Raw genomic sequence first — 4,630 nt, 5'->3', positions numbered from 1 at the left:
GGAGGCGGTGACCCGCCATTTTCCGTCTGAGGTCACCGGTCGCTCCTTCTAGTCCTCTTCGGACGGACCTTCCTGTTCGCCCACCAGGGCGGGCGGGTCGGCGAGGATCAGACCTTCACCGATCTTCACCTCGGGCACGGCCGCTCGCGTGAACGGCAGGTACCAGGTCGGGCCGCCCAGATCCGGGGTGATCTCGAGAATGTCGCCGGCGCCGAAGTTCTGGACGCTCTTCACGCGGCCCAGCAGGACGTCGGTCTGGATATGGCGGACGGAGAGGCCGACCAGGTCGGTCAGGTAGAACTCGTCCTCGTCAGGCTCAGGCAGCGCCGAGCGGAGAACATAGAGACGAAGGCCGCGCAGGGCGTCGGCGGCCTCCTTGGTCTCGACGCCGGGACAGCGGCAGACGACGCCGTCCTTGGTCTTGCGCGCCGAGGCGATGGTCAGGGCCGGCGAGCCGTCCTGGCGCTTCAGCGTCTTGAAGGCCGCGATGCTCATCGGGTCTTCGGTATAGGTCGAGATCCGCACCTCGCCGCGCACGCCAAAGCCGCCGGCCACGCGGCCGACCAGGATCAGCGGATCGTCGTTGGAGGCGGCCATCGCGTAGACAGAGTCGCGCCGCCGACCCCGAAGGATCGGCGGCGCTGGAACCCTTAGCCTTCGGTGGTTTCTTCGGCGGGGGCTTCAGCAGCCGGAGCTTCGGCGGCCGGAGCCTCTTCAGCCGGAGCCTCTTCCACGGCCGGAGCCGCGGCGGCTTCGGCGGCGGCGGCTTCGGCGGCGGCCTTGGCGTCGGCTTCGGCTTGCTTGCGCTCTTCTTCGCGCTGGGCGCGTTCGGCCAGACGCTCTTGCGCCTTCTTGCCCGGCTGAGCCTTTTGCGGGTTGTTGCCGGCGGTCCAGGTGGTCAGGCCTTGGGCGGCCAGGAAGCGGGCGACGCGGTCGGTCGGCTGAGCGCCCTTCTTGAGCCACTCCTGGATCGACTCGACCTTCAGGGTGACGCGGTTGGCGTCGTCCTTCTTGAGGAGCGGGTTGTAGGTGCCGACCTTCTCGATGAAGCGGCCATCGCGCGGCGAGTGGCTGTCGGCGACGACGATCGAGTAGTACGGACGCTTCTTGGCGCCGCCACGGGCGAGACGGATCTTCAGCATTTCGGTAGTCCTTGGTCTAAAGTTCTATTTCTTGAACGGGTTGAAGCCGGGCAGGCCCAGGCCGGAGAGAGGATTGGGCTTGGCGTCGCCGCCAGTCCCGAGACCCGGCAGGCCGGGCAGCCCCGGGAGGCCTTGGCCCCCCGCTGCATTGGGATCAGGCGTCGGCATCTTGCCGCCGCCCATGTTCTTCAAGCGCGCCATGTCGCCGCCGCCCATCATCTGGGCCATGCGGGCCAGGCCCTTGCCGCCGTCCTTGCTCATGGCCTTGAACATGTCGGCCATCTGGCGGTGCTGCTTGAGCAGGCGGTTGACCTCGGCCACGTCGACCCCGGCGCCGGCCGCGATGCGGCGCTTGCGCGAGGCGGCCAGGATGTCGGGCTTCTTGCGCTCTTCCTTGGTCATCGAGCTGATGATCGCCTGCTGGCGGCGGAAAATGCTGTCGTCGATCCCGCTCTCGGAGATCTGCTTTTTGACCTTCTGGACGCCGGGCAGCAGGCCCATGATGCCTTCCATGCCGCCCAGCTTCTGCATCTGCTTCAGCTGCGCCGACAGGTCGTCGAGGTCGAACTTGCCCTTGGCCAGCTTCTTGGCCATGCGCTCGGCCTCGGCGTGGTCAAGGTCTGCCGCGGCCTTCTCGACCAGGGCCACGACGTCGCCCTGGCCCAGGATGCGGCCGGCGACGCGGCGGGCGTCGAACACGTCCAGCTGGTCGATCTTCTCGCCGGCGCCGAGGAACTTGATCGGCAGGCCGGTGACGTGGCGCATCGACAGCGCCGCGCCACCGCGGCCGTCGCCGTCGGCGCGGGTCAGGATCAGGCCGGTCAGCGGCAGGCGCTCGTGGAACGCCTTGGCCGTGCGCACGGCGTCCTGACCGGTCAGGCTGTCGGCGACCAGGATGGTCTCGGACGGATTGGCGATCCTGGCGACCTCGGCCGCCTCGCTCATCATCGCCTCGTCCAGCGTGGTGCGGCCGGCGGTGTCGAGTATCAGGACGTCGTAACCGCCCAGCTTGGCGGCCGTGACGGCGCGCTTGGCGATGTCGACGGCGCTCTGGCCGGCGACGATCGGCAGGCTCTCGACCCCGACCTGCTGGGCCAGCAGGGCCAGCTGCTCCATGGCGGCGGGGCGGCGGGTGTCGAGCGAGGCGACCAGCACCTTCTTGCGCTCGGTCTTGGACAGACGCAGGGCCAGCTTGCCGGTGGTCGTCGTCTTGCCCGAGCCCTGCAGGCCGGCCATCAGGATGATGCTGGGCGGGTTCAGCGCCAGGTTCAGGCCGGTCGGAACGTCGCCGCCCAGCATGTCGACCAGGCCGTCATAGACGATCTTGACCACCTGGTCGGCCGGCTTGACCGAGCGGATGACCGCCTCGCCCGACGCCAGCTCCTTGGCCTTGCTGATGAAGTCCTTGACGACCGGCAGGGCGACGTCGGCCTCGAGCAGGGCGACGCGGACCTCGCGCAGCGCCTCGTCGATGTCCTTCTCGGACAGCACGCCGCGACCTCCGAGGCGTTCGAAGACGCCGGAAAGTCGCTCTGTAAGGCCGTCGAACATGTCGAACCCTGTGAAAATACCGCTCCAAACGCGATCAGCCCCCGTGGACGATCACGTCGACGGGGGTCCTCGCCGTCCTCGTCCGGATGGATCCTGCGCTAACAGGCCGGGGTCGTGACGGTGGAGGCGCTGCTGATAAAGCGCCGGAAGCCGGGGCTTATGGCTGAAAAAGGCTACGGAGTCAAAAGCAGCCCTCCATCCGACCTTCCCGGCGAATGCCGGGACCCAGATGGAAAGGCGCTGAGGCTGACTCTAGAGGCTCTGAGCCGTTCCAGTCATCCCCATCGCCATGAGATCTGGACCCCGGCGTTCGCCGGGGAGATCGGGCTGGAGGAAGGATCAGGCCATCCCCAGGAAGTCGCGCTTGCCGACCTCGACGCCATTGTGGCGCAGGATCGCGTAGGCCGTGGTCAGGTGGAAGAAGAAGTTCGGCTGGGCCTGACCCTGGAAATAGGCCAAGCCCTTGACCACGCTGGTCTCGCCGCGACGGGTCAGGGTGATGTCGCGATCCTCGGCGCCCTCGAACGCCGCCGGGTCCAGACCTTCGACATAGGCGATGGCGCGGTCGATGCGGGCGATCAGTTCGGCGAAGCTGGTCTCCACGTCGTCCCAGGCCGGAACCTCCTGCCCCGCCAGACGCGCGCAGCAGCCCTTGGCGAAGTCGGTGGCGATCTGCACCTGGCGGATCAGTGGGAACATGTCGGGATAGAGCCGGGCCTTCAGCAGGGCGTCCGGGTCCCAGCCCTTGGCCTCGACCTGAGCGGCCGCCTTGGTCAGCACGCCCTTCAGACCTTTCAGGCCTTGGGTGAACACGGGAACGCTGGCCTGGTGGATCGAGATCGACATCGAAAGCTCCGCTTGAACGATGCGCCTAGATAGGAGCCCCGCCGGCGGAACGGGAGATGGCGACGGCGGGTTTTAGGCCTCGAATTCCAACCGACGAGGTTCTCCCATGAAAGTCAGCGACGCCATGACCAGCCAGGTCTCGATCGCCCGTCCCACCGATACGATTCGTCAGGTCGCCGAGACGATGGCCAAGGTCGACAGCGGCGTGGTGCCGGTCGTCGACGACAGCAAGGTCGTCGGCCTGGTCACCGACCGCGACATCGTCCTGCGCGTGGTCGCCGAGGGCCGCAGCTTCGACAGCGCCGTCTCTGACGTGATGTCCGACGGCGAGGTGCTGAGCGTGAAGGAGGACGATATCCTCGCCGACGCGACCGCCAAGATGGCCAATCATCAGGTCCGTCGCCTGGTCGTTCTGAATGACGCCGGCGCGTTGACCGGCATTCTCTCGCTGGGCGATGTGGCCAAGGACTACGGCGCCAAGCAGGTCGGCAAGACGCTGGAGGAGATCTCGCAAGAGCCAGGCGACGGCGCCGCGCACTAGGGCCGCTTCAGCTTCCGTACAACGGGCGTGATTTTCGACCAGTCGAACGGGATCGCGATCACGCCCTCGCCCACCGAATCGCCATCCGCGGCGCGCGGCGGAGCCACGAAGAGCGAGGCCAGAGCCAGCATGGCCGACCGCGCCAAAGGCGTTGCTTCAGGCGTGACCGCGCAATTCTTCAAGGCATTCTGGGGACCCACAGCGCAAAGCAGCATGGAGGTCCCGCCGTCCATATCGACCTGATCGAGGACCGGCAGAGTCTCCATCAAAGAGGGCGCCTTCGCCCAGGCGATCGAATGGTCGCTACACGCTTGGTCGGGCTTGTCCGGTTCAGGACAGGGTCGGGCGCCCGGAGCCCCCTTTTTGACACCGATTTTGATCAACCATGCGCCTTGCCCCGCTTGATAACGGCGGTCGGGTAGCGGACGCTCCGGAAGGGCGAAGACCACCGGCGTGACCAAACGGCGCCGATCCCCTTCCCGGGAGATCGTTCTCGGATTCATTCGGAAAATTTCGGAAAGTTTCAGCGCCGCGTCGCCAAAGCCTTCGT

5 protein-coding genes and 1 pseudogene are annotated in these 4,630 nt (G+C 67.0%); 1 reads left to right on the top strand and 5 read right to left on the bottom strand.

What is annotated here, in order from left to right; translation table 11 throughout:
• Window positions 1-48 precede the first annotated feature (48 nt).
• The 4 genes from rimM to AX690_RS14570 form a co-directional block, all read right to left on the bottom strand.
• Window positions 49-597: a ribosome maturation factor RimM gene (rimM, locus tag AX690_RS14585; protein WP_066683637.1), complete on the bottom strand. Its 549-nt coding sequence runs from the start codon at window positions 595-597 to the stop codon at window positions 49-51.
• 53 nt (window positions 598-650) lie between these two features.
• Entirely contained in the window at window positions 651-1,142 is a 492-nt protein-coding gene (gene rpsP, locus AX690_RS14580; RefSeq protein ID WP_066683634.1) for a 30S ribosomal protein S16, read from the bottom strand.
• 24 nt (window positions 1,143-1,166) lie between these two features.
• Window positions 1,167-2,693 (bottom strand): signal recognition particle protein, encoded by a 1,527-nt coding sequence (ffh, locus tag AX690_RS14575; protein WP_066683633.1) that lies wholly within the window; start codon window positions 2,691-2,693, stop codon window positions 1,167-1,169.
• Window positions 2,694-3,032: 339 nt separating this feature from the next.
• Window positions 3,033-3,539 (bottom strand): DUF1993 family protein, encoded by a 507-nt coding sequence (locus AX690_RS14570; RefSeq protein ID WP_066683632.1) that lies wholly within the window; start codon window positions 3,537-3,539, stop codon window positions 3,033-3,035.
• Window positions 3,540-3,645: 106 nt separating this feature from the next.
• On the opposite strand from AX690_RS14570, the gene AX690_RS14565 reads away from it, so the two are divergent.
• The gene (locus AX690_RS14565; RefSeq protein ID WP_066683628.1) at window positions 3,646-4,080 is read left to right on the top strand and encodes a CBS domain-containing protein; all 435 of its coding nucleotides are present in this window, start codon (window positions 3,646-3,648) and stop codon (window positions 4,078-4,080) included.
• On the opposite strand, the pseudogene AX690_RS23380 reads toward AX690_RS14565, so the two are convergent.
• Window positions 4,077-4,630: pseudogene (locus AX690_RS23380) on the bottom strand (hypothetical protein); the annotation flags it as partial. The gene AX690_RS14565 and the pseudogene AX690_RS23380 sit on opposite strands and share 4 nt — an antisense overlap.

The organism is Caulobacter sp. CCH9-E1 (genome assembly GCF_001556515.1).
Classification (GTDB): Bacteria; Pseudomonadota; Alphaproteobacteria; order Caulobacterales; family Caulobacteraceae; genus Caulobacter.
This window is presented reverse-complemented; position numbering and strand designations above follow the sequence as displayed.